The organism is Pseudomonas sp. Z5-35 (genome assembly GCF_051131945.1).
Taxonomy (GTDB): domain Bacteria; phylum Pseudomonadota; class Gammaproteobacteria; order Pseudomonadales; family Pseudomonadaceae; genus Aquipseudomonas; species Aquipseudomonas marvdashtae.
This window is the reverse complement of sequence record NZ_CP071640.1, coordinates 3797017-3822276: the sequence shown is the minus strand read 5'-3', so window position 1 is coordinate 3822276 and position 25260 is coordinate 3797017. Positions and strand designations below refer to the sequence as shown.

The 25260-nt window shown below is 51.5% G+C and carries 21 protein-coding genes; 20 read left to right on the top strand and 1 reads right to left on the bottom strand.

What is annotated here, in order from left to right:
- Nucleotide 1: 1 nt before the first annotated feature.
- From hisC to J3P95_RS17320, 20 genes are all read left to right on the top strand, one after another.
- On the top strand, nucleotides 2-1114 hold the full coding sequence (hisC, locus tag J3P95_RS17415; protein ID WP_434580337.1) for a histidinol-phosphate transaminase: 1113 nt from the start codon (nucleotides 2-4) through the stop codon (nucleotides 1112-1114).
- Between the two features lie 28 nt (nucleotides 1115-1142).
- Entirely contained in the window at nucleotides 1143-3350 is a 2208-nt protein-coding gene (locus tag J3P95_RS17410) for a bifunctional prephenate dehydrogenase/3-phosphoshikimate 1-carboxyvinyltransferase (protein ID WP_186643322.1), read from the top strand.
- A complete protein-coding gene (cmk, locus tag J3P95_RS17405) occupies nucleotides 3347-4036 on the top strand; it encodes a (d)CMP kinase (protein ID WP_030141014.1) in 690 nt (229 codons plus the stop codon). Before J3P95_RS17410 ends, cmk begins: the two co-directional genes overlap by 4 nt.
- A gap of 119 nt (nucleotides 4037-4155) precedes the next feature.
- Complete coding sequence (gene rpsA, locus J3P95_RS17400) at nucleotides 4156-5841, top strand: 30S ribosomal protein S1 (protein WP_016770920.1); 1686 nt, start codon at nucleotides 4156-4158, stop codon at nucleotides 5839-5841.
- A 220-nt stretch (nucleotides 5842-6061) separates the two neighbouring features.
- A complete protein-coding gene (locus J3P95_RS17395) occupies nucleotides 6062-6340 on the top strand; it encodes a hypothetical protein (protein WP_434557977.1) in 279 nt (92 codons plus the stop codon).
- 144 nt (nucleotides 6341-6484) lie between these two features.
- A complete protein-coding gene (ihfB, locus tag J3P95_RS17390; RefSeq protein WP_003199243.1) occupies nucleotides 6485-6781 on the top strand; it encodes an integration host factor subunit beta in 297 nt (98 codons plus the stop codon).
- A gap of 26 nt (nucleotides 6782-6807) precedes the next feature.
- Complete coding sequence (locus J3P95_RS17385; protein ID WP_434557976.1) at nucleotides 6808-7032, top strand: lipopolysaccharide assembly protein LapA domain-containing protein; 225 nt, start codon at nucleotides 6808-6810, stop codon at nucleotides 7030-7032.
- Between the two features lie 189 nt (nucleotides 7033-7221).
- Entirely contained in the window at nucleotides 7222-8265 is a 1044-nt protein-coding gene (locus J3P95_RS17380) for an LPS O-antigen chain length determinant protein WzzB (protein ID WP_434557975.1), read from the top strand.
- Nucleotides 8266-8552: 287 nt separating this feature from the next.
- On the top strand, nucleotides 8553-9836 hold the full coding sequence (locus J3P95_RS17375) for an oligosaccharide flippase family protein (RefSeq protein ID WP_434557974.1): 1284 nt from the start codon (nucleotides 8553-8555) through the stop codon (nucleotides 9834-9836).
- On the top strand, nucleotides 9833-10999 hold the full coding sequence (locus tag J3P95_RS17370) for an EpsG family protein (protein WP_434557973.1): 1167 nt from the start codon (nucleotides 9833-9835) through the stop codon (nucleotides 10997-10999). Before J3P95_RS17375 ends, J3P95_RS17370 begins: the two co-directional genes overlap by 4 nt.
- A complete protein-coding gene (locus J3P95_RS17365; RefSeq protein ID WP_434557972.1) occupies nucleotides 10999-12201 on the top strand; it encodes a glycosyltransferase family 4 protein in 1203 nt (400 codons plus the stop codon). Before J3P95_RS17370 ends, J3P95_RS17365 begins: the two co-directional genes overlap by 1 nt.
- Nucleotides 12202-12212: 11 nt before the next feature.
- Nucleotides 12213-13250, top strand: a complete 1038-nt coding sequence (locus J3P95_RS17360) for a polysaccharide biosynthesis protein (protein ID WP_434557971.1) — start codon at nucleotides 12213-12215, stop codon at nucleotides 13248-13250.
- A gap of 3 nt (nucleotides 13251-13253) precedes the next feature.
- Nucleotides 13254-14369: a UDP-2-acetamido-2,6-beta-L-arabino-hexul-4-ose reductase gene (gene wbjC, locus J3P95_RS17355; RefSeq protein ID WP_434557970.1), complete on the top strand. Its 1116-nt coding sequence runs from the start codon at nucleotides 13254-13256 to the stop codon at nucleotides 14367-14369.
- A gap of 164 nt (nucleotides 14370-14533) precedes the next feature.
- Nucleotides 14534-15664, top strand: coding sequence for a non-hydrolyzing UDP-N-acetylglucosamine 2-epimerase (gene wecB / locus J3P95_RS17350; protein WP_434557969.1), 1131 nt, complete (start codon nucleotides 14534-14536; stop codon nucleotides 15662-15664).
- A gap of 17 nt (nucleotides 15665-15681) precedes the next feature.
- Nucleotides 15682-16881: a glycosyltransferase family 4 protein gene (locus J3P95_RS17345; protein WP_434557968.1), complete on the top strand. Its 1200-nt coding sequence runs from the start codon at nucleotides 15682-15684 to the stop codon at nucleotides 16879-16881.
- Nucleotides 16878-17813: an NAD-dependent epimerase/dehydratase family protein gene (locus J3P95_RS17340; RefSeq protein ID WP_434557967.1), complete on the top strand. Its 936-nt coding sequence runs from the start codon at nucleotides 16878-16880 to the stop codon at nucleotides 17811-17813. The genes J3P95_RS17345 and J3P95_RS17340 overlap by 4 nt, the downstream gene beginning before the upstream one ends.
- Before the next feature lie 92 nt (nucleotides 17814-17905).
- Nucleotides 17906-18874 (top strand): MraY family glycosyltransferase, encoded by a 969-nt coding sequence (locus J3P95_RS17335; protein WP_434563877.1) that lies wholly within the window; start codon nucleotides 17906-17908, stop codon nucleotides 18872-18874.
- Between the two features lie 94 nt (nucleotides 18875-18968).
- Nucleotides 18969-20978, top strand: coding sequence for a polysaccharide biosynthesis protein (locus J3P95_RS17330; protein WP_434557966.1), 2010 nt, complete (start codon nucleotides 18969-18971; stop codon nucleotides 20976-20978).
- A gap of 591 nt (nucleotides 20979-21569) precedes the next feature.
- On the top strand, nucleotides 21570-23564 hold the full coding sequence (locus J3P95_RS17325; RefSeq protein WP_434563875.1) for a polysaccharide biosynthesis protein: 1995 nt from the start codon (nucleotides 21570-21572) through the stop codon (nucleotides 23562-23564).
- A gap of 113 nt (nucleotides 23565-23677) precedes the next feature.
- A complete protein-coding gene (locus J3P95_RS17320) occupies nucleotides 23678-24010 on the top strand; it encodes a ComEA family DNA-binding protein (protein WP_434557965.1) in 333 nt (110 codons plus the stop codon).
- 110 nt (nucleotides 24011-24120) lie between these two features.
- On the opposite strand, the gene rffA is transcribed toward J3P95_RS17320, so the two are convergent.
- Nucleotides 24121-25260, bottom strand: coding sequence for a dTDP-4-amino-4,6-dideoxygalactose transaminase (gene rffA / locus J3P95_RS17315; protein ID WP_434557964.1), 1140 nt, complete (start codon nucleotides 25258-25260; stop codon nucleotides 24121-24123).

Below are 25260 nucleotides of genomic sequence, written 5' to 3'. Positions count from 1 at the left end.
AATGAGTGGCAACTTCCTCGCACTGGCGCAGCCAGGCGTGCAACAACTCTCGCCTTACGTTCCAGGCAAGCCTGTGGACGAACTGGCCCGAGAACTGGACCTCGACCCGGCCAGCATCGTCAAGTTGGCGAGCAACGAAAATCCGCTGGGGGCGAGCCCCAAGGCGCTCGCGGCGATCCGCGACGAGTTGGCCGAGCTGACTCGTTATCCCGACGGTAACGGTTTTGCGCTGAAAAGCCTGCTGGCCGAGCGCTGCGGCGTCGAGCTGAACCAGGTAACCCTGGGCAACGGTTCCAACGACATTCTTGAGCTGGTCGCCCGTGCCTACCTGGCGCCGGGCCTCAACGCCGTGTTCAGCGAGCACGCGTTTGCCGTCTATCCGATTGCCACCCAGGCTGTCGGTGCCGACGCCCATGTGGTTCCAGCCAAGGATTGGGGGCACGATCTGCCGGCCATGTTGGCGGCCATCGACGCCAGCACCCGCGTGGTCTTCATCGCTAACCCGAACAATCCAACCGGCACCTGGTTCGACGCCCAAGCGCTGGACGACTTCCTGCAAGACGTGCCCGAGCACGTGCTGGTCGTGCTGGACGAGGCCTACATCGAATATGCCGAAGGCAGCGACTTGCCCGATGGCCTGGATTTCCTCGCGGCCTACCCGAACCTGCTGGTCTCGCGCACGTTCTCGAAAGCTTACGGCCTGGCCTCGCTGCGGGTCGGCTATGGCTTGTCCACTGCGGTGGTGGCCGATGTGCTGAATCGTGTGCGCCAACCGTTCAACGTCAACAGCTTCGCCCTGGCCGCCGCTTGTGCGGCAATGCAGGACGAGGTCTACCTGGCTGAAAGTCGCCGCTTGAACGAGGCCGGCATGCAACAACTGGAAGCCGGGTTCCGTGAACTGGGCCTGAGCTGGATCCCCTCCAAGGGCAACTTCATCTGCGTCGATCTGGGCCGTGTCGCGGCGCCAATCTTCCAGGGCTTGCTGCGCGAGGGCGTGATTGTGCGTCCGGTGGCCAATTACGGCATGCCGAACCACCTGCGTATCACCATTGGCCTGCCAGCGGAAAACAGCCGTTTCCTCGAGGCGTTGAGCAAGGTCCTGGCTCGTGGTTGATGTCACCTCGCTGCAACCTGCGGGACCTATGATCGGTCGCCTGGTGGTGGTCGGCCTGGGATTGATCGGCGGTTCGTTCGCCAAGGGCCTGCGTGAAAGCGGGCTGTGCCGTGAAGTCGTCGGCGTCGACCTTGATCCGCACTCGCGCAAGCTGGCGGTAGAGTTGGGCGTGGTCGACCGCTGTGAAGACGATTTGCTGAGCGCTTGCCAAGGCGCGGACGTGATCCAGCTGGCGGTGCCGATCCTGGCCATGGAGAAATTGCTCGCCCGCTTGGCTAGCATGGACCTGGGGCAGGCGATTCTCACCGATGTCGGCAGCGCCAAGGGCAATGTCGTGCGCGCGGCCACCGAGGCATTTGGCGGCATGCCGGCGCGCTTCGTGCCCGGTCATCCGATTGCCGGTTCCGAGCAGAGCGGGGTGGAAGCGTCCAATGCCGAGCTGTTTCGTCGTCACAAAGTCATCCTGACGCCGCTGGAGCAGACCGATCCGGCGGCGCTTGCGGTGGTGGATCGCTTGTGGCGCGAATTGGGGGCCGATGTCGAGCACATGCAGGTCGAGCGTCACGATGAAGTATTGGCCGCCACCAGCCATTTGCCGCACCTGTTGGCGTTCGGTCTGGTGGATTCATTGGCCAAACGCAATGAAAATCTTGAGATCTTCCGTTACGCTGCCGGCGGTTTCCGCGATTTCACGAGAATCGCGGGTAGCGACCCGGTCATGTGGCACGACATCTTCCTCGCCAACCGCGAAGCTGTCCTGCGCACACTTGATACATTTCGCAGCGATCTCGACGCCTTGCGCGACGCGGTCGATGCAGGGGACGGGCACCAATTGCTGGGCGTTTTTACACGCGCCAGGGTGGCCCGCGAGCATTTCAGTAAAATCCTGGCCCGTCGGGCCTATGTGGACGCTATGAACTCCAACGATCTGATTTTCCTGGCACAACCTGGTGGCTCCTTGAGTGGGCGGATTCGTGTACCGGGCGATAAATCGATTTCCCACCGCTCGATCATGCTCGGCTCCCTGGCCGAAGGCGTGACCGAGGTGGAAGGTTTCCTCGAGGGCGAAGATGCCCTGGCGACGCTGCAAGCGTTCCGCGACATGGGCGTGGTCATCGAAGGCCCGCACCACGGTCGCGTCACCATCCATGGTGTCGGCCTGCACGGCCTCAAGCCCGCGCCGGGCCCGATCTACCTGGGCAACTCCGGCACCTCGATGCGCCTGTTGTCCGGCCTGCTGGCCGCCCAGGATTTCGACAGCACCCTGACCGGTGATGCCTCGTTGTCCAAGCGTCCGATGAACCGCGTGGCCAACCCGTTGCGGGAAATGGGCGCGGTGATCGAGACGGCCGCCGAGGGTCGTCCACCGATGACCATTCGCGGTGGCAACAAGCTCAAGGGCCTGACCTACACCATGCCGATGGCCAGCGCCCAGGTGAAATCCTGCCTGCTGCTGGCCGGTCTCTATGCCGAAGGCAAGACCACCGTCACCGAGCCGGCCCCGACCCGCGACCATACCGAACGCATGCTGCGTGGCTTCGGCTACCCGGTCACGGTCGAAGGCGCCACGGCGTCCGTCGAGTCTGGTAATAAGCTGACCGCGACCCACATCGAAGTGCCGGGTGATATCTCATCCTCGGCGTTCTTCCTGGTGGCGGCGTCGATTGCCGAAGGCTCCGACCTGGTACTTGAACACGTTGGCATCAACCCGACCCGTACCGGCGTGATCGACATCCTGCGCCTGATGGGCGCTGACATCACCCTGGAAAACCAGCGGGAAGTCGGCGGCGAGCCGGTGGCTGACTTGCGCGTAAGAGCGGCTAAACTCAAGGGTATCGAGATTCCCGAGGCGCTGGTTCCGCTGGCCATCGACGAATTCCCGGTGCTGTTCGTGGCGGCTGCGTGCGCGCAAGGCCGCACCGTACTGACTGGCGCCGAAGAGCTACGGGTCAAGGAATCGGATCGCATCCAGGTGATGGCGGACGGCCTGCTGGCGCTTGGCGTCAAATGTGAACCGACGCCGGACGGCATCATCATCGACGGCGGCCAGATTGGCGGCGGCGAAGTACATGGGCACGGCGACCATCGCATCGCCATGGCATTCAGTGTTGCGTCCCTGCGCGCCAATGCGCCGATCCGCATCCATGATTGCGCCAACGTCGCCACGTCGTTCCCGAACTTCCTGGCGCTCTGCGCGCAGGTTGGTATTCGAGTAGCACAAGAGGCACAGTCGTGAACATCAAGGCACCGGTCATCACCATCGATGGCCCAAGCGGCTCGGGCAAAGGCACCATCGCCGGCATGCTGGCCAAGCAATTGGGCTGGAATCTGCTCGATTCCGGTGCCCTGTACCGTTTGCTGGCCTTCGCTGCCGCCAACCATGGCGTCGACTTGACCAACGAGGAATTGCTCAAGGCACTGGCCGCGCACCTGGACGTGCAGTTCATCGCGGCGACTGATGGGCAGTTGCAAAGGATTATCCTGGAGGGTGACGAAGTCAGCGACGTCATCCGCACCGAAAGCGTCGGCGCCGGGGCTTCCCAGGTTGCCGCGCTGCCGGCGGTGCGCGAAGCGCTGCTGCAGCGCCAGCGGGCGTTCCAGGAACCGCCGGGGCTGGTGGCCGACGGCCGGGACATGGGCACGGTGGTGTTCACCGATGCGCCGCTGAAGATTTTCCTCACGGCCAGTGCCGAGGAGCGGGCTCGCCGCCGTTATTTGCAGTTGAAGGGCAAAGGCGAGGATGTTAGTCTGTCGAGTCTGCTAGATGAGATCCGTGCACGCGACGAGCGTGATACCCAGCGCGCAGTAGCCCCGCTAAAGCCGGCGGCCGATGCGATACAGCTGGATTCCACGGAGTTGTCCATCGATCAGGTGCTGCAACGCATCATGAGCGAGATCGCGCTTCGCGATATCGCCGGGTGACAGGAAGCTTCGCAGGGGACCAGTCATAGTCCTGCGGCGCTTCTTTTATATGAAACTAACCCACATTGTCTGGGGTGTGGAGATGGGCGTTTACTTCGCCCTAATCAACAGGAATTAAAATGAGCGAAAGCTTTGCGGAACTCTTTGAAGAAAGCTTGAAAACCCTGAACCTTCAGGCAGGCTCCATCATCACCGGCGTCATCGTTGATATCGATTACCAAGCTCGCTGGGTAACCGTCCACGCTGGTCTGAAGTCTGAAGCGCTGATCCCGCTTGAGCAGTTCTACAACGACGCTGGCGAACTGAACATCAACGTCGGTGACGAAGTTCACGTGGCGCTGGACTCGGTTGAAGACGGCTTTGGTGAAACCAAGCTGTCCCGTGAAAAAGCCAAGCGTGCCGAGTGCTGGATCGTTCTGGAAGCGGCCTTCGCAGCTGAGGAAGTGGTCAAGGGCGTTATCAACGGTAAGGTTAAAGGCGGCTTCACTGTCGACGTTAACGGCATCCGTGCGTTCCTGCCAGGTTCCCTGGTTGACGTCCGTCCAGTGCGCGACACCACGCACCTGGAAGGCAAAGAGCTGGAATTCAAGGTCATCAAGCTGGACCAGAAGCGCAACAACGTTGTCGTTTCCCGTCGCAGTGTCCTGGAAGCCGAGAACTCCGCCGAGCGTGAAGCTCTGCTGGAATCGCTGCAGGAAGGCCAGCAGGTCAAGGGTATCGTCAAGAACCTCACCGATTACGGCGCATTCGTCGATCTGGGTGGCGTCGATGGCCTGCTGCACATCACCGACATGGCCTGGAAGCGTATCAAGCATCCTTCGGAAATCGTCAACGTTGGCGACGAGATCGATGTCAAGGTTCTGAAGTACGATCGCGAACGCAATCGTGTTTCCCTGGGCCTCAAGCAACTGGGTGAAGATCCATGGGTCGCTATCAAAGCCCGTTACCCAGAAGGCACCCGCGTCACCGCTCGTGTTACCAACCTCACCGACTACGGCTGCTTCGCTGAGCTGGAAGAAGGCGTTGAAGGCCTGGTACACGTTTCCGAAATGGACTGGACCAACAAGAACATCCACCCTTCGAAAGTCGTACAAGTCGGCGACGAAGTGGAAGTCATGGTTCTGGACATCGACGAAGAGCGTCGTCGTATCTCCCTCGGCATCAAGCAGTGCAAGTCCAACCCATGGGAAGACTTCTCTGGCCAGTTCAACAAGGGCGATAAAATCTCCGGCACCATCAAGTCGATCACCGATTTCGGTATCTTCATTGGTCTGGACGGCGGTATCGACGGCCTGGTTCACCTGTCCGACATCTCCTGGAACGAAGTGGGCGAAGAAGCCGTACGCCGTTTCAAGAAGGGCGACGAGCTGGACACCGTTATCCTGTCGGTTGACCCAGAGCGCGAGCGCATCTCCCTGGGCATCAAGCAACTGGAAAGCGATCCGTTCTCCGAGTACGTCTCGGTTAACGACAAGGGCGCTATCGTGACCGGTACCGTGAAAGAAGTTGACGCCAAAGGCGCCATCATCGTTCTGGCCGACGACATCGAAGCTACCCTGAAAGCCTCCGAAATCAGCCGTGACCGCGTTGAAGACGCGCGCAACGTTCTGAAAGAAGGCCAGGAAGTTGAAGCCAAGATCATCAGCGTTGATCGCAAGAGCCGCGTAATCCAGCTCTCGATCAAGTCGAAAGACGATGCTGAAGAGAAAGAAGCCATCCAGAGCCTGAAAGCAGCTCCGGAAGGCGAAGCAGCTGACACCACTATGGCGGCACTGCTGCGTCAAGCAATGGCCAAACAGAACTGAGTTCTGTTTGATCATTAAAAAGGGCGACTTCGGTCGCCCTTTTTTGTGGGTGTGATTTCAGAATTTTCCGACTCCCATAAGTGCTGCGGAACTGCGATCATTCGGAAGGCTACGAAACCAACCCCTCAGCCTGGCTGTCTCTTTAATGAAGAAGATCAATAATCTATCCGGGGGCGTCGGCCTGTGCCGGTTGGGTTGAGGCTCTACCTAAAGGATCTGAATGAACAAGCTCTTTCTTGTATTGATCGTCTTGGTTCTGACAGCGTGTTCTACAAGCGCCAAGACCCATGCAGTGCGTGGTGTCAGCGGTATCGAGGTCGACTGTTCTGGGTTGGGTTCTGGTTGGGAGAAGTGCCAAAAGCGGGCTGCGAGGGAGTGCAAGGGCGCGGGCTACAAGGTCATTACCCGATCCGACGACGCGAAGGATGAAGATCAATACCCCTTTGGTTTCAACCCCGCGGGTTATCTGACCCGAACAATGTTGGTCATCTGTCGATAGCTTGAGGAAGTCACGCTATCTGCATGGGAAGAACAGCAGGGGGAATGAAGAAGAATGTCAATACTTGGGCTGTTCAAAACCCTTCGACCATGCTAAAACCTTTTCAAGCGATTTTCCTAGCTGCTTGAAAAAGAAGGGAAAAATATGACGAAGTCGGAGTTGATCGAACGTATTGTCACCCATCAAGGGCTACTCTCATCCAAGGATGTAGAGCTGGCTATCAAGACCATGCTTGAGCAAATGTCCCAGTGCCTGGCTACGGGGGACCGTATCGAGATCCGTGGTTTCGGCAGCTTCTCACTTCATTACCGTGCGCCGCGAGTAGGGCGCAATCCAAAGACCGGTCAGTCTGTCAGCCTCGACGGCAAATTCGTTCCGCATTTTAAGCCAGGCAAAGAACTTAGAGATCGTGTGAATGAGGAGGAGGGGGATGAGCTCTGAGGAAAAGGCCGCAGAGGAAGCCATTTATGAGGGGTTTTAAACGGGTAGCTTTTTTCGTAGCCGCGCTGTTGGTGGCTTTGACGATTATTCTGTTTGTAATTGAAAATACACAACCTGTATCCTTGGCGTTCGCCGGCTGGTCAGCACCTCAGCTTCCTGTTTCGGTTTTGATACTTCTTGCGCTTCTCGCAGGGTTGGTTATCGGCCCGTCACTCGCTTGGTTCTTGAGGGTAGGTGTACGGCGAGAATAAGGTTACATGATTTCCAGTCACCTCGGTGAGGGGATCGCCGTTAGCAATTGTTTTTACTTTGGATGTGCTTTTCCATGTCAAAATCCCCACGGTCTACCGAGGTTTCTTTAGGGGCCTCTCAAGCCTTAGCCTTTAGTGCATTCTGTACGTTGAAGGGAAATTTTTCGCCAGCCGCAATTGAGAGCTCGTATGCATAATAATCGTGTAGATGCACATGACGCTCAGGAAATTGACTTGATTGCGCTCCTCCGCAATTTTTGGATTCAAAAGTGGTTGGTTGTGGGAGTTATGTTCGTCGTAACGGTTGGAGCTGGAGCGTTTGCCTATCTTACCAAACCAATCTATGAGGCTAGATTTTATATTAGCCCTCCAACTCAAAATGGTATAGCTGAGTTAAATTATGGTCGTGACTCAAGCACTGAGTTGGAGCCCTATTCAATCAAACAAGTTTACGATCTGTTTGCTCGCAATCTTCAGAGTGAAACCCTTCGTCAAACTTTTTTCCGTGATGTCTATTTGCCTTCGCTTGAAGAGTCCCAGCGCAAGGGACCGCTTGACCGTTTATATGAGAATTTTTCTCGCGTATTTATGGTCGGAGGTCCGGGTAAGGACACTCCCGAAAGATTCTCGGTCATCGTCCAGAGTGACGACGCGGCAGAGGCGACAGAGTGGGTCAGAGTTTACGTTCAGCGTGCCAGTGAAATCTCCAAAGCAGAGCTGATCAAAAACGTTACAAGCGAGGCCGCGGTTCGGGCCAGGAATCTAGAGCAGCGAATCGTAAGCTTGCGGGACAATGCTCAAAGGATTCGTGAAGACCGTATCCAGCAGCTTCGCGAAGCCTTGAAAGTTGCTGAAACAATTGGTTTGAAGACGCCTGTGATAAACTCCTCCGCTGCAGTTGATATCACTGTCGATACAGGCAGTAAGATGGATTATCAGCGAGGAAGCCTAGCCTTGGCAGCGGAGGTGTCCGTTTTGGAGGCAAGAGCTTCTGATGATGCATTTATTCCAGACCTACGTACGCTACAGATGCGTTACAATTTCTACCGTATGCTTAAGGTCGAACCTGATCAGGTGTCGGTTTACAGACAAGATGGTAACGTAGAGGTGCCACAAACCCCAATTAAGCCAGATAAGCTGGCGATCTTATTGAAAGGAATGATCTTGGGCCTTATTTTGGGGTTAGGGGCCGCGCTGATGAGGCAGATAGTTCAAGTACGTGTTGAAAAATAATCGATACATTGCTTCAGGTCCGTATCGATAGGTTCCAGGCATATGCAAGCGATTCCTATCTCTTCATGGAAGCAAGACTGGTGGGCTTGTAACGGCAGCAGATATTTTGACAGGGTGGGTGTTAAGTCATAAATGTGCGGGTCATCAATTTAGATGAAGTGGTATTTTGGATATGGATCCCACCAGGTTTTAGGTCCGACCGGCTCTGGCGACATAGAAAATTATTTCTAGTTTCGAAATTGATGTCGTTATAGTTTTTTTGTGTCGCTCGTGTTAGGTGTTGCGCTATGGTTGGCAGTACGGCAATAAGAAAGGGAATGCTTCGGCCGATCATAAATATTGCCGTTCAGGCTGTATTTAAATTGATGTTTTCTATCGCCTCGCTAAAGGTAGTTGCATTTTATGTTGGGCCTAGTGGAATGGCTGTGGTTGGGCAAATTCAATCCTTTCTTCAAATATTAAGTGCCGGCGTTTCATCGGTTACTACAACTGGTGTGGTAAAGCTGATTGCAGAAGATAAGCACTCTAAAGAAAGTATAGTGCGGGCTTCTGCATTTTTGTTGGTTTTCTTGAGTTTGATTTGCTTTGTTGTTCTGCTTCTTTCAAGTAGGGAGATAGCAAACTACTTTCTGCAAGGGGGTTGGGTCGTAGTACTGCTGCTGCTGCCGCTGGGAAGTTTTTTTATAGGGCTGAATAATTTATTTGTGTCCTATTTTAATGGTATGCAGAAATATAGCGAATATTTTTGGTACTCAATGATCACCGCTTTTATAACGGCGCTTTCAATTTGCGTTATTTCATTTTACTTTGGAAAGGTTGGGGCGGTTTATTCTGTAGTAGTGGCACCAGCTGTTGCTGGGATATGCATTTTGTTTTTGCCAGAAAGATTTCGTCTGCCGCGAATTCGAAGTGTCTTTAAAAAAATTGATGGTGGAATACTAAGGATATTGGTTTCTTATTCCTTCATGGCGTTGGGGTCCGCAGTGGTCGTGTATGGAGGGCAAATCTTCCTGAGGAACTATATTGCAACGAATAGCACAATGGCTGAGTCCGGTCTGTGGTACGCGGCAACACGTCTGTCAGATATTTATATGGGTATCTGTAGTGTGTTGTTTTCTACTCTTTTATTGCCAAGGTATAGTGCAATGGAAGGACAAAGTCTGGACGGTTTTGTTTGGCGAATGGCAGTAGTTGCGTTAGTTTCTGGCGTTGTTCTGGTTCTTATGGTTGGCCAGTTGGCAGGGTTTATTGTTTGGCTGATTTATGGTGAGGCTTTCGCAGTCTCTTCAGAAGTGCTGGAGATATATGTCATAGGGGATGGGCTGAAATGTTTGGGCTGGGTATTCCTTTATGTGATGCTCGCCAAGCAGCGCGTTCGAGCTTATCTCGTTTATGAAGTGACTACGGCATTTTTGTATTTGGTATCGTGCATTTTTTTCTACAGGCTGTATGGGCTTGAAGGTATGGCTTACGGCTACGTTCTGCAAGGCTTGATTTCGCTGTTGTTAGTGCTGCTGTGGTTTTTAATTAGCCGAAATAGAGCGATGTCTGTAGAGGAGGTCGCGTCATGATGCAATATAACGTTATATATGCATTGATTTGGATGTTGGCTCTCTTGTCCTTGAAAAGGACAACTTCGCCATCGACGGCAATATACGCACTCCAAGTGGCGCTTCTGTCCTTGTTTGCTGGTCTGAAATTTCAGACCGGCTACGACTGGCCAATCTACGAATCACATTACAACGCAATAAGAAGTGGTGAAGAGTTTTATCTGAGGTTTGAATTTGGATACGAATGGCTTGTTCATATTTCATCGTTTCTTGATCTGACGTTTGAGCATTTCTCCACATTTATTTCTATTATAGAGATTGTATTCATTTCGACCGTAGTGAGGAATTTTTTTCCTAAGCATTGTTTGCTGGTGTTGGCTGTAATGTACTCTGTCCCGGATTTTTATCTGATTCCTACATTTTCATTACTTAGGCAGGGATTGGCGGTTAGTATTTTTTTGCTTGGGGTGCATAAATTTTTGTCGGGAAGGGGAGGGCTCGCTTTTGCACTGTTTGTCGTCGCTGCCTCTATTCACTACTCAGTATTGGGTGGGGTGCTGCTGGTGCTACTAGTTTATTGGCTCCCCTTAAGTCGAACGACGTTCTTAATCGTCTTCCTGGCCTCGATGGCACTGTACTTGACTTCGATGGATGTTGTCCGTGCCGGTGTAGAAATACTTATGGTGTATGTGAATCCCAAATACATGATTTATCTGGATAGGGATGTGTTTAACGCTTCTTTTGCCTACCGTGCAGCCTATACCCTTGTGTCAATTGTGATTTTTTCAAGTATTTATTTAGCATGGGGTAGTCGTGGCGCCCAAAGCCATACAGATCAGTTAGCAACTCCAATGCTCTATCGCCTGGCATTTGTAGGCCTGCTTATCCCTCTGATAATATTTGGCTTCCCCACGCTGTCTACTAGATACCAGTATTTTTTTGCAGTCTTTTTAATCGGCGCGGCAATGAATACATTGTTGCGTTTGAATTATACAAGCCGACTGCTTACGGTTTTTGCAATTGCAATAGTCGCGTATTTGCCATTCTATCGATTCCTTTCGAGTCCGCTTTCCATCGTTTATATTCCTTACCAGAGTCAGATGTTTTATGATGTGCACAATTCGACAGGGCAGGAGCGGACAAGTAACCTACTCAATCAACTTGACGAACTGTGGTCCAAATGATGAGCTTGCGTAAAGATATTGTACTGCTTACCACGAAGTATGCTGACGACAAAAAAGACGCTTGGCTCACTAATGAGCTGGCCTATTCTATGAGCGAGGAGGGAAGTGAGGTTGCGGTCGTCGTATTCTCTTGGCTGAAAAACGATCCAGAATCAGTCACGAAAGTTATCGATGGAATTAAAGTAATACGGATCAAGCTCCCCGCCATATTTTATAATTCCGGCGCCATAGGGACGGCTTTGAAAGTATTCATATTTCCCTTTCTGGCAAGATACAAAATTGCCAAAGAGATAAAACGCTGTGATTTGCTCATAGCGAACACGCCTTGCGTCACAATTTTAGGAATGTCCCGATTCTTTAGAAAACGATATGACTCTAAAAGTTTTCTTGTGTTGTGGGATTTTTTTCCTTTCTATTTAAAAGATCTCGGTGCGATCAGGAATAAACTATTCTTCGGTTTTTTTCGGTACCTGGAAGAACTAATGTATACCAGTTTTGATCGAATTGGCTGTATGACTGAAGGAAACGCTCGGTTTCTTTTCGACAATTTTTCCTCCATTTCAAAGGAAAAAGTAGAACTTTTGCCGATCTGGGCAAAAATCAAAAAGATTGAGCCGATCGATAAAATTGAAGTTAGGAAAAAGTATAATTTGCCACCTGAGGGGTTTATTGCGATATACGGTGGTGCGATGTCAATCGTACAAGAGTTGGAAAATATTCTTGATCTGGCAGCGATGTATTCGAAAGATGAAGTGACTTTCGTTTTTATTGGTAAAGGCACTGAAAAAGAAAACTTGCAAAAAGCGGTTGCGACCCGTGGGTTGCAGAATATTATATTTATTGATTATGTTCCTCGCGAAGAATATGAGCACGTTGTTCAGTCGTGTGATGTTGGTCTGATATCGCTGTCTAGGAAGTTAACAGTGCCCAGTTTTCCTTCTAAATCTCTTGATTACTTTAAAGTCTCATTGCCGATTCTGGCGTCGCTGGATTCGGTTACGGATTTTGGCAATATATTGGAAAACGACGTTCGTGGTGGTTATGCTGTGGTGGCTGGTGATGCGGCGGCGCTGAAGGCAAAGCTGGATTTGCTGATTGAGGATTCAGCGCTCTGCGCTGAGCTGGGCAGAAATGGTCGACATTATTATGAAAAAAACTTGAGCGTAGAAAACGCGAGAAGTATCATTATTTCATTATTGTAAAGGAGGTTTTTATGCCTATTTCGTTCAAGGATTCTACGCTTTTAATTACCGGGGGAACAGGTTCCTTCGGAAACGCAGTGCTCAAGCGATTCCTGGATACCGATATCAAAGAAATACGAGTATTTAGCCGGGATGAAAAAAAGCAAGATGATATGCGTAAAAAATATGCCAGTAGTAAGTTAAAATTTTATATTGGTGATGTCAGAGATTTTCAAAGCGTTCTGAACGCTACACGCGGCGTAGACTACATATTTCATGCGGCTGCCTTGAAACAAGTGCCCTCTTGCGAATTCCATCCTATGGAAGCCGTTAAGACGAACGTACTGGGCACGGATAATGTGCTTGAAGCAGCAATCCAAAACAACGTGAAGCGCGTCGTTTGCCTCAGTACTGATAAAGCCGTTTATCCAATCAACGCAATGGGGATCTCCAAAGCGATGATGGAAAAGGTGATGGTTGCCAAGTCGCGTAATGATAACAATACCGTGATTTGTGGTACGCGTTATGGGAATGTAATGGCCTCAAGAGGGTCGGTGATTCCTTTGTTTATTGGTCAAATTAGATCAGGCACCCCTCTGAGTCTGACTGATCCTAATATGACTCGATTCATGATGACCCTTGCGGACGCTGTTGATCTGGTATTGTATGCGTTTGAGCATGGCTCGAATGGCGACATGTTCGTTCAGAAAGCTCCGGCAGCTACGGTTGAAGTCTTAGCACAAGCATTGACTAGCATGCTTGATGTGCCAAATTACCCTATTCAGGTTATTGGTACGCGGCACGGCGAGAAACTGTTTGAAGCTTTGCTTAGTCGCGAGGAAATGGCATGTGCTGAGGACCGTGGTAATTATTTCCGTGTGCCTCCTGATCTACGAGATCTGAACTATGCTAAGTTCGTAGAGCAAGGTGAAACAAAAATTTCTCGTACCGAAGATTATAACTCCCATAATACTGAGCGTCTCGATGTAAAAGGTATGCAAGAACTGTTGCTCAAATTGGACTTCATGCGTGCGATTCAGCGCGGTGAGCACGCGATGCCTGAGGAGTAATCAATGAGAATTCTGATCACAGGTGCTAACGGCTTTATTGGCCGTAATCTCGTATCGCACTTTAATGTTAAATCAGATATTGAGGTATTATCATTCACACGTAATGATTCTATCGCGAGCCTCCCAGCTTTAATTGATCAAGTGGATTTTATTTTTCATTTGGCTGGGATCAATCGCCCTCAAGATCCTCTGGATTTTCGAAAGGGTAACACTGATCTTACTGGTGCTCTTTGCAATGCGATCCGAAAATGTGGTCGTTCGGTACCTGTGGTCTATACCTCGTCTATTCAAGCGCCCCTGGATAACTCCTATGGAAGCAGTAAGCTTGGGGCTGAGCAATTATTAGTCGATTTGCAAAATGAAACCGGGTCACCGGTACATATATTTCGTTTGCCTAATGTCTTCGGCAAATGGGCGCGGCCTAACTACAATTCAGCCGTAGCTACATTTTGCCATAACATTGCTCATGGATTGCCGATTACAATAAATGATTCAAATGCACCTCTGAATCTTACGTATATCGATGATGTCGTACAATGCTTTATGGATGTTCTAGAGGGAAGGAAGGAAGGAACGCCTTTTGTAGAGGTACCTCAGTACGATACCACTGTAGGAGCCCTTGCTGAGCAGCTGAAATCCTTCCGTGACAGTCGCGATACGATGATCTCCGAACGTGTTGGAACGGGATTGTGTCGGGCCTTGTACTCTACGTACCTCAGCTATCTGTCCCCAGATCAATTTGTTTACGAAGTTCCAAGGCACGTTGATCCTCGGGGCGCTTTTGTTGAGATGTTAAAGACTAAGGATTCTGGCCAGTTTTCTTATTTTACGGCACACCCGGGCGTTACTCGTGGCGGACACTATCATCATTCGAAAACGGAAAAATTTCTTGTTATCAAAGGCACTGCGTATTTTCGATTCCGTCATATAGTGTCAGGTGAGTTTTCTGAGTTGACCACAACAGGTGAGCGTTCGGAAATAGTTGAAACTGTGCCAGGGTGGACACATGACATCACGAATATTGGCACCGATGAAATGATTGTGATGCTTTGGGCTAACGAGATTTTTGATCGTGCTGCACCGGACACTTACGCACTGCCAGTTGGTACAGAGGCTTAGCATCGAATGTTCAGAGATGGCGCGTCAATAGACGCGCTAAATGAAGTCTCAGAATATTTCAGCTCATACCGAGACCTTGGGTGGCCATCGTTGACTTTGCAACGCGGTGGAAACCCGGCTGATATGTTAAGCAAGTTTAATTTATTCAAAAATGGCCTTAGCAAATGAAAAAACTAAAAGTCGTAACAGTTGTCGGGACTCGTCCGGAAATCATTCGCTTGTCGCGCGTCATGGCCGCGCTGGACCAGTATTGTGAGCATATCCTTGTTCATACTGGGCAGAATTACGACTACGAGTTGAACGAAATTTTCTTTCAGGACTTAGGCATCCGAAAGCCTGACCACTTCTTGAATGCAGCCGGGAGCACCGGCGCGGAAACCATCGGCAATGTAATCATCGCGGTTGACCGGGTGCTGGCTTCCATCGAGCCTGAAGCCGTGCTGGTACTGGGCGATACAAACAGTTGCATGGCGGTTATTCCCGCCAAGCGGCGCAAGATTCCCACGTTCCATATGGAAGCGGGAAACCGTTGCTTTGATATGCGCGTCCCCGAGGAAATCAATCGACGCATCGTTGACCATACGGCAGACATCAACCTGACCTATAGTACTATCGCCCGAGATTATTTGCTAAGCGAAGGTTTGCCTGCCGATCGTGTCATCAAGACGGGCAGTCCTATGTTTGAGGTGCTTAACCATTATCGCGACAACATCGAGGCTTCAAGTGTCCTGGAGCGACTTGGCTTGGAGCCGGGTAAGTTCTTTGTGGTCAGTGCTCACCGCGAAGAGAACGTCGACTCGGATAAGAACTTCCTCAAATTGGTCGAGGTACTCAATACCGTTGCCAGTACGTTTGGCCAGCCCGTTATCGTCTCTACCCATCCGCGCACTCAAAAGCGTGTTGATGCCATGGGCATCGTGTTTCATGAAAATGTCCGATTGCTCAAGCCCTTGGGATTCATGGACTACAACAAGCTGCAGCTCGAGTCGCGTGCGGTTCTGTCCGATAGCGGTACAATCAATGAAGAGTCTTCTATTCTAAATTTTCCCGCTTTGAATATCAGAGAAGCGCATGAACGCCCTGAGGGTATGGAAGAAGGTGCTGTGATGATGGTGGGGCTGGATGTGGATAGGGTGAGGCAAGGTTTGCATATACTACAAGTACAAGGTCGCGGCGAAGAGAGAACCTTGCGCTTGGTGAATGATTACAGTATGCCCAATGTTTCCGAGAAGGTTGTAAGGATTATCCACAGCTATCGCGATTATGTTATGCGGGTTGTTTGGAGACAATATTAATCTAGGCGTGATACGAGATGTCGAATGTTTTTATTGTTACAGAGTACGTGAGTGCAACACAAAACTCTACGGGTTTCTTCTGGTCGAAAATTGTCAAGAAAATTGGCGACGAACTAGGTAGAGTTGCGGTTATCTATCCACGGACAGGCGGTGCTTCAGGAAATTTTGAGCATCCCGCTGTGGTGGAGATGCCATTCACTTCTTTGAGGTTCAATAAGAACATTTTACTTCTTAGAATGCTAAGCCAATTGTTACAGGTGCTAGGTTTCTGCTGGTATATCATCAAACATGTCCGAAAAGGAGATGTCTTGTTAAGTGGCACAAATCCAGCATTTCTGTTAATGGCAATTCCCGTGTTGAAATTGTTTCTGGGTTTTAGATGGGGGGTGCTAGTTCACGATGTATTCCCTGAAAATCTGGTTCCTGCGCAAATTATAAGCAGCTCCAATCGATTGTACCCAGCTATTAGTAGATTGTTTTCCAAAATTTATGATACAGCTGAATTGTTAATTGTTATTGGTCGCGATATGCAGGAGTTGATGAACTCTAAGATAAAAAATCCATCCAAAATTGTGTTCGTGCCCAATTGGGCGGATGAACTTGAGGTATACCCCTTAGCGCGTCATCAGGCGCCGTTTATTGAGGAACTGGGATGGCAGGATAAGCTCGTTTTCCAGTTCTTCGGCAATATCGGACGACTTCAGGGCGTAGGAAATATATTGGATGCTATTGCTTTGGTTGAGAATGAGCGCGCTGCGTTCCTGTTTATGGGGGATGGTGCTTTTGTCGCGAAGGTCAATGAATTCATTGTTAATCATCCTGAAAAAAATGTTGCATACGCCGGTGCGATTCCGCTTAAGGACAAGAACTTAGGGCTTGCCGCAGGGGACGTTGCATTGATTACGCTGGAGGAGGGGATGCTTGGATTAGGTGTGCCCAGTAAAGCGTATTTTTCTCTAGCGGCAGATAAACCGCTTTTAGCCGTGATGGATGAGAACGCTGAGATCGCTAGAATGATTCAGGAGACTGGGGTGGGATGGCAGTGCAAACCAGGCGATCCGCGAGCTTTAGCCGAGTTAATACTTTCGATATGTAATACGGATCTAGGCGCACTACGCGGTCGCTCTATTGCTGCTTTCCGCGAAAGTTATTCTGAATACGTCGTATTGAACAAATTCTATATTGCTGTTTCCAAACTTATCAGGTTGAAAAAATGAGGGTTCTCATAACCGGCGCCAACGGTTTTATTGGTAGACAGCTAGCACAGGTACTACAATCCGAGCACGAAAAAGTAGTCTGCTGCTCGCGTAAAGCTGATGATGCTCCAAATTTTGTTATTTGTCCTTCCTTAAGCGGTACTGCGGACTGGGCATCCTTGTTACAACAAATTGATGTGGTAATTCATCTTGCCGGTAAGGCCCATAATCTTTATGAGTCGAAGAAAGTTGCAGCGCGTGGCTTCAGGCAAGCGAATGTTGATGGCACACTTCGCTTGGCCCAGCAGGCGCTTGCGGCAAATGTAAAGAGATTTATTTTTATAAGCTCTGTCGGCGTCAACGGTTTGTCATCTGCCGGAGAAGCATTTAGTGAGTCTAGTCCGGCGGCGCCACACGCTGATTATGCTAAGTCTAAATACGAGGCCGAGCAGGGGCTTGAAAAGCTGACTTCCGGTACGTCTATGGAGCTAGTTGTCATCCGACCTCCTTTGGTTTATGCAGCACATGCCCCTGGCAATTTTAAGCGTTTACTAAAACTGGTTTCGTCAGGCTGTCCGTTGCCCTTTGCCAGCATCAGTAATCGTCGTAGTATGATCGCGTTAGAAAATTTGGCCGATTTTATTAAGCTTTGCGTGACTCATCCTCAAGCGGCCAATAATTTGTTTCTGATATCGGATGGGTCGGACTTGTCAATAGGTGAAATAGTTTCATTGCTTGCTACTGGAATGAATAAAAAAGCAAGGCTCTTTGCAATGCCTGCGGTTTGCCTACTTTTTGGTGCATTGCTGATAGGGCGAAAATCTACTTATACACAACTTTGCGGATCCTTGCTTGTTGATTCCTCTAAATCACGGTCCTTTTTAAATTGGGTTCCTGTAATCAGCTCTCAACAGGCTCTATTGAAGGCTGGTCAGCAATTTATAATGCTTTAATTATTTTCGGTATTAATACAATGTTGACTGGATTTGTTTCTGATGGTTTCTTTTGGTTCACCCTGCCAGTTGTGGTGTTTTTTTCTTTTTGCATGACAGGTGGACTCCGTCGTTACGCACTGAAACACAGTTTGATAGATGTGCCGAACAGTCGAAGCTCACACTCGATTCCAACGCCACGGGGTGGGGGCGTCGCCATCGTCGTGGCGTTTCTGCTGACACTGCCCGTGTTGGGCCAACTGGGTTTGGTACAGCTTCACTATCTGGTCGCGTTGGGTGGGGCAGGTGCGTTGGTCGCTATCGTGGGTTTCATGGATGACCATGGACATATTGCGGCGCGGTGGCGATTGCTTGGGCATTTCAGTGCAGCTGTCTGGGCCTTGGCATGGCTTGAAGGCTTGGCGCCCCTGAACCTATTTGGGGTCAGTGTTGATCTATCCTGGATAGGACATGCCCTGGCTGCGCTTTATCTTGTCTGGATTCTCAATCTGTATAACTTCATGGACGGTATTGACGGTATCGCCAGTATAGAGGCTGTGCTGGCCTGCCTGGGGGCGAGCGCACTCTACGCACTGTCGGGTTTCACCGACCTGATCTGGCCTCCGCTGGTCTTGGCCGCTGCCGTTCTGGGCTTTCTGTTCTGGAATTTTCCACCCGCGAAAATCTTCATGGGAGACGCGGGCAGTGGCTTTCTGGGCATCGCACTCGGGATCATGTCCCTGCAAGCCGCCTGGGTTTCCCCGGCCTTGTTCTGGGCGTGGCTGATCCTGCTGGGAGTGTTCATCGTCGACGCGACTGTCACCCTGATCCGGCGGTTTTTGCGAGGTGATAAAGTCTACGAGGCCCATCGTAGCCATGCCTATCAGTTTGCCTCGCGCTATTATGGGCGCCATCGTCCTGTCACGTTGGCAGTGGCGACGATCAACGTGCTGTGGTTGTTCCCCCTGGCGTGGTGTGTCGTGGTCCTGAAGCTGGATGGGTTGACGGGTGTTTTGCTGGCCTATGCGCCCCTGGTGTTATTGGCTTTCAAGTTCAAGGCCGGCCAGTTGGAGGTCGGCTGAATATTCCGGGCAAAGATGTCAAATGGGTCATGGACGGCTGTTGGGAAGCTGGACATAAAGACAATGGGTACGAGCAAAGGTGCTGGAAACATTCATGGATAGACTTCGCGTTGCATTGCTGGGCCTGCCACGTCGGCAGAAGCGCCTGCTTCAGGTCATGACCGATGTGTTGCTGGTCTGGACCGCTCTGTGGTTGTCGTTCGCAGTGCGCCTCGGCTTCGACGAGATGATCAATCCGTTTAGCAGTCATCCGTGGCTCCTTGTCAGTGCTTCTTTAATTGCTATTCCACTGTTTGTTCGTTTTGGTATGTACCGTGCCGTCATGCGTTACCTGGGTAATGATGCCTTGATCGCGATCGTCAAGGCCGTCAGCCTGAGCGCGTTGGTATTGGCGCTCGTTGTGTACTGGGGTGCCTCTTATATGGCGCCTGTGCCGCGTTCGGTTATTTTCAATTACTGGTGGCTCAGCCTGGTGATGGTCGGCGGACTTAGATTGCTCATGCGCCAGTATTTCATGGGCGATTGGTTCGCTCCCTCCGGTCAAGTGCCCTTCGTCAACCGTGGTGCCGGTCTTACCAAAGTGGCGATCTACGGAGCCGGAGCCGCCGGTAATCAGCTTGTAGCGGCCTTGCGTATTGGTCGGGACATGCAGCCGGTAGCTTTCATCGATGACGACACCGGTATTGCGAATCGAATGATCTCTGGATTGCAGGTGTTCAAGCCCAAGCATATCCAGAAGATGATTGAACTCACTGGCGCTCAAGAAGTGCTGTTGGCCGTTCCTTCGGCGAGTCGTGCGCGAAGGCGTGAAATCCTTGGGTATCTGGAAGGCTATCCACTGCACGTACGTAGTGTGCCGGGTTTCATGGATCTGGCCAGTGGCCGTGTGAAAGTTGACGACATCCAAGAGGTCGATATTGCCGACTTGTTGGGACGCGATGCGGTGCCTGCACAACCCGAGCTTCTGGCCCGTTGTATCAGCGGAAAGGTCGTTCTGGTCACTGGAGCGGGTGGGTCGATCGGTTCTGAACTCTGCCGTCAGATTCTCGCCTTGCAACCGTCTACTTTGCTGTTGTTTGATCATAGTGAGTTCAACCTCTACAGTATCTTGAGTGAACTGGAAGAGGCCATTGCCCGACAATCGATTCCGGTGAACTTATTGCCAATCCTGGGCTCGGTGCGTAGTGCGGCTAAATTGTTTGACGTCATGACTTCCTGGAACGTCGAGACGGTGTATCACGCAGCAGCCTATAAGCATGTGCCCTTGGTGGAGCACAATATTGCCGAAGGTATGCTTAACAACGTCGTTGGTACGTTGAATACCGCGCAAGCGGCGTTGAAGGCCCGGGTCGAGAACTTCGTGCTCATTTCCACGGATAAGGCCGTGCGCCCTACCAATCTCATGGGCAGTACCAAGCGCCTGGCAGAAATGGTCTTGCAGGCATTGAGTCAAGAGCTCGCGCCGGTGCTCTTTGCGGACAGCGGTAATGTGGCCCGGGTCAATAAGACCCGTTTCGTCATAGTGCGCTTCGGTAATGTGCTTGGGTCGTCCGGCTCGGTTATTCCGCGTTTCCGCCAGCAGATCAAATCCGGCGGTCCCATCACCGTCACCCATCCCAATATCACCCGTTATTTCATGACGATTCCAGAAGCGGCCCAGTTGGTGATCCAGGCGGGTTCCATGGGGCGAGGCGGTGATGTGTTTGTGCTGGACATGGGGGAACCGGTGAAAATCGCCGAGCTGGCCGAGAGAATGGTCCACCTGTCTGGCTTGAATGTGTGCTCCGAGAAGAACTTGTATGGTGATATTGCGATTGAATTCACCGGTTTGCGGCCCGGCGAGAAGCTTTATGAAGAGTTGCTGATCGGTGACAACGTGGTCGCGACCCAGCACCCGATGATCATGAGCGCCAATGAAGACCATTTGCCATGGGAACAACTCAAGCTGAAACTGGATGAGCTGATGGTCGCCGTTTCCGAGGATGAGTATTCACGGGTCCGAATGCTGCTACGCGAAACCGTAAGCGGTTACGCGCCCGAAGGCGAGATCGTCGATTGGATATTCCAGCAACGACGCTTGATTCCGAAACACAAGGATCGTTAAGGGAGCATGTTGGCGGTTGCCAGGAGGATCGGTATGCGGTTCAACAGCGAACAACTGCAACCCGCAAAATAGTTCGTTTGGGTTGAGGATCTAACTTTAGGATTGGGCTTTGGATATCGTGTTGTCAGGGATAAAAAACTTCTTTAATTTTCTGTTGGCCTGAGGACGTCATTATGGGCATGCTCCATTACATGACGGGCCTTGCTGACGCGCGATGGCGTTTTGCTACAGGCGATCAAAAGTCCCGAAAAGAGGCGGCGGCGTTGAGGGTTCGTCCGGGCACTTTGATTCATCAAGCAGTACACGGATTTCGACTGATTGCGCAATGCCACTGCGTCCCCGGGCAATGCTGCTGATGCATGAAAGTTTCTTCACGATCCGCGACTATGGTAGGTTGCCCGCCTCAGCCATCAACATACGGGCACCCTCTGCCATGGCTTCAGCTCACGCTAGGATGACCAGAGAAGGTCTAATCTTTGAAACTGATACAGGTAATCTTTTTTGAAGAGTGTTTATCAGTGATGCGTGACGTCGACCGGTTCAATAAAAACGGAATTGCGCCAGAGGCAGGTCAAGATGGGTAAGGGATTTATGGATAAGTTAAGAATCGCCCTGCTGGGATTGCCGCGACGCCACAAGCGGGCGTTACAAGTGGCAACAGACATTCTTCTTGTCTGGATCGCGCTCTGGCTGGCGTTCGTCGTTCGTCTGGGCGTTGAAGCAATGGCCAGCCCGATTGCAACGCATTTATGGCTTTTCGGCTCCGCCCCGCTGGTTGCCATCCCGATCTTCATCCGTTTTGGCATGTATCGCGCTGTCATGCGTTATTTCGGTAATGATGCGTTGATCACGATTTGCAAGGCGGTCAGCCTTTCGGCCTTGTTGCTGGCCCTTGTGGTGTATTGGTACAGCAATCATAAAACCGTGGTGCCACGCTCCATTATTTTCAATTATTGGTGGTTGAGTCTGATCATGATCGGCGGTTTACGCCTGATGATGCGGCAGTATTTCTTGGGCGACTGGTTCGCCGCAGTTCAACATGTTCCATTCACCAATCGTGACGATGGCCTGCCCAAGGTTGCTATCTACGGGGCCGGAGCCGCTGGTAATCAATTAGTGGCCGCGCTACGCATGGGGCGGGTGATGCGACCGGTTGCATTTATCGATGATGACAGCAATATCACAGACCGCGTGATCGCTGGGTTGCAGGTCTACGCGCCCAGAAATATTCAAAAGATGATCGATACAACCGGCGCAGAAGAAGTTCTGCTGGCGGTGCCTTCCTCATCACGTGGCCGTCGTCGGGAGATATTGGCGCTGCTTGAAGGTTTCCCACTGCATGTGCGCAGCGTCCCGGGCTTTATGGACCTGGCCAGCGGTCGGGTCAAGGTCGATGACATTCAGGAAGTGGACATCGCGGACCTTCTCGGGCGCGATTCGGTACCTGCCCAAGCTGACCTGCTTGAGCACTGCATCGCTGGGCAGTCGGTCATGGTCACAGGGGCAGGTGGTTCGATTGGTTCCGAGCTTTGTCGGCAGATCCTCGCACTGAAGCCGACTACGTTGCTGCTGTATGAGCATAGCGAATTCAATCTATATAGCATTCTGTCTGAACTCGAACCGCGAGTCATTCGAGAGTCGTTGTCGGTTCGGCTGTTGCCTATCCTTGGATCGGTACGAGACCAGACCAAATTGCTGGACGTGATGAAGACCTGGAGTGTCGATACGGTCTATCACGCCGCCGCTTATAAACACGTCCCGATGGTCGAGCACAACATCGCCGAAGGCATCCTGAACAACGTGATTGGCACATTGAACACAGCACAGGCTGCGTTACAGGCGGGGGTATCGAATTTCGTCCTGATCTCCACCGATAAAGCTGTGCGCCCGACCAATGTAATGGGCAGCACCAAGCGGCTCGCGGAGCTGACATTGCAAGCCCTCAGTCGTGAGCTAGCCCCAGTGTTGTTCGGCGACAAGGGCAACGTCTCGCGGGTCAACAAGACGCGTTTCACCATGGTCAGGTTCGGCAATGTATTGGGCTCGTCCGGTTCGGTTATTCCCTTGTTCCATAAGCAAATCAAAGCCGGCGGGCCGTTGACGGTTACCCATCCAAAGATCACCCGCTATTTCATGACCATTCCCGAGGCCGCACAGTTGGTGATCCAGGCGGGCTCCATGGGGTTGGGCGGAGATGTGTTTGTACTGGACATGGGAGAACCAGTGAAGATTGTCGAGCTGGCAGAAAAAATGATTCATCTGTCCGGCCTGAGCGTTCGATCGGAAAAGAACCCCCATGGCGACATTGCAATCCAGTTCACAGGCCTGCGCCCGGGCGAGAAGCTTTACGAAGAGTTGTTGATTGGTGACAACGTCGTCGCGACCCAGCACCCGATGATCATGAGTGCCAACGAAGACTACCTGCCTTGGGACGTCCTTAAGAGCAAGCTGGCTGAGTTGCTGGCCGCGATTGGGCACGATGACTATACCAAGATCCGCCAGCTTCTACGGGATACTGTCAGTGGTTATGCCCCGGATGGAGAGATTGTCGACTGGATCCATCAGCAGCGGCGTCTTGAGCCCTGATTGTCACACAACCAGTAACGTATACATTTTTGACAGCGATGCATCATCGCCTAAGTTTGAGAGGCAGCTTGGAAAAGCTGTTTCTTTCTTAACGATGTCATGGAGCTTCACTGATGCGTACACGCTATTTTTGTTCCTTGGTTTTTGCCCTTCTGACAGGCGGCTCGATAGCTGCTGTCGCTGCACCCACCGCCAAATTGGAAACCGTAGCCTCGCAGCAGGCCATTGAGGTGGGAGCATCTCAACGCGCAAAGATCGATCTTAATGGTGCCGATGCCACGACTTTGCAACGAGAGCTGCTGGGGGTAGGAGAGGCCAAGGCCAAAGCGATTGTCGCTTATCGGGAGAGTAATGGGGCGTTTTCCTCGGTTGAGGAGCTGTTGGAGGTCAAGGGAATTGGCAAGGCTATCGTGGATAAGAATCGTGACAAACTGGAAGTGAAGTAAGGGTTAAGTAAACGAAAAAGGCCGGTCTCGATGTCCGGCCTTTTTTGCATTCCGCACCATAGTTCTAGCGCTACACAAAACATTCGAACTCATCGCGCACGCGTTTCTTTTCAGGAAACGGCGCGCTGTAGCGAGTCGACGATATGGGTGAGTTGGTCCTCACTCAGTCCCATCCAGAGTGGCAGGCGGATCAAGCGCTCCGACAAGGTAACTGTATTTGTCATCGCGCCATGGGTACGACCGTAACGTAGCCCTGCTGGCGAGGAATGCAGCGGTACGTAGTGGAACACCGAATAAATATGGTCGAGCTTGAGTTTATCTAGCGTGCGCTGGCGGTCGGTGCCGGGAGCGAGCAAAACATAATACATGTGCGCATTGTGTGTGCAATTCGCCGGGATGATCGGACGGCGCACCGCGCCAGTCAGCTCGAGCCCCTCGAGCGCCTGATGATAGCGGTTCCAGCTATTAAGGCGATTTTGTGTAATCGATTGTGCCTCTTCCAGCTGTGCCCAAAGAAACGCGGCGGTCAATTCCCCTGGTAGATAGGATGATCCGACTTCCTGCCAAGTGTACTTGTCGACTTCCCCTCTGAAGAATCGGCTTCGGTCCGTACCTTTCTCGCGAATAATTTCGGCGCGCAATGACATGGTGGGGTCGTTGATTAATAGCGCGCCGCCTTCACCGGAGATGACGTTCTTGGTTTCATGGAAGCTATACGCACCTAAATCACCAATACTGCCTAACGCTCTTCCTTTATACGAGGCCATGACCCCTTGAGCAGCATCCTCCACCACATAGAGGCCGTGCCGACGGGCGATCTCCATTATCGTGTCCATTTCGCACGCAATGCCAGCGTAGTGAACCGGAACGATTGCCTTGGTGCGAGATGTAATCGCGGCTTCAATTAACCTTTCGTCCAAGTTTAAGGTATCTTCTCTGATATCCACAAATACGGGTATCCCGCCGCGCAACACAAATGCATTAGCGGTGGAGACGAATGTGTAAGACGGCATGATGACTTCGTCCCCAGGTTGAATATCCAGCAGTAGCGCTGACATTTCCAAGGCCGCAGTGCATGAGTGTGTTAATAATGCTTTATCACTGTGGCTATACTGCTCCAGCCACTGATGGCAACGCCGAGTGAAGGGGCCGTCACCAGAGAGTTTATTGAGGAACTTTGCTTCGGCGATATAGTAAAGCTCTTTACCCGTCATGTAAGGGCGATTAAAGGGGATTTTAAAGTCGCTCAC